The organism is Burkholderia territorii, from assembly GCF_902833055.1.
GTDB classification, from domain to species: Bacteria; Pseudomonadota; Gammaproteobacteria; order Burkholderiales; family Burkholderiaceae; genus Burkholderia; species Burkholderia territorii.
The window spans coordinates 1-433 of record NZ_CADFEJ010000158.1 but is presented as its reverse complement, the minus strand read 5'-3'; the positions used below and the strand labels follow the sequence as shown (position 1 = coordinate 433).

The window sequence follows — 433 nt, the reverse complement described above, 5'->3', positions numbered from 1 at the left end:
GCCTACACCGACGGCTACCAGCCGTTCTCGGCCGGCACCCTGCCGATGGACCAGGCGGTGCAGCGGGGCCTGGCGCCCTTCAAGACCTTCATGCTCAAGCAGACGCGCGAGAGCGACCTCGCGCTGTTCGCGCGCATCGCCAAGGCGCCGCCGATGCAGGGCCCCGAGGACGTGCCGCTGCCGCTGCTGGTGCCGGCCTTCCTGACCAGCGAGCTGAAGACCGGCTTCCAGATCGGCTTCACGATCTTCATCCCGTTCCTGATCATCGACCTGGTGGTGGCGAGCGTGCTGATGTCGATGGGGATGATGATGGTCTCGCCGACCACCATCTCGCTGCCCTTCAAGCTGATGCTGTTCGTGCTGGTGGACGGCTGGAAGCTGCTGATCGGCTCGCTGGCGCAGAGCTTTACCTGAGGACGATGCGATGACGCCC

Annotated in this window: 1 protein-coding gene; it reads left to right on the top strand. The window is 65.8% G+C overall.

Features of this window, described 5'->3' with window-relative positions; translation table 11 throughout:
- The coding region (locus tag HW466_RS31510) for a flagellar type III secretion system pore protein FliP (RefSeq protein WP_176316185.1) at window positions 1–414 on the top strand (414 nt) is incomplete at its 5' end.
- Between the last annotated feature and the right edge of the window lie 19 nt (window positions 415–433).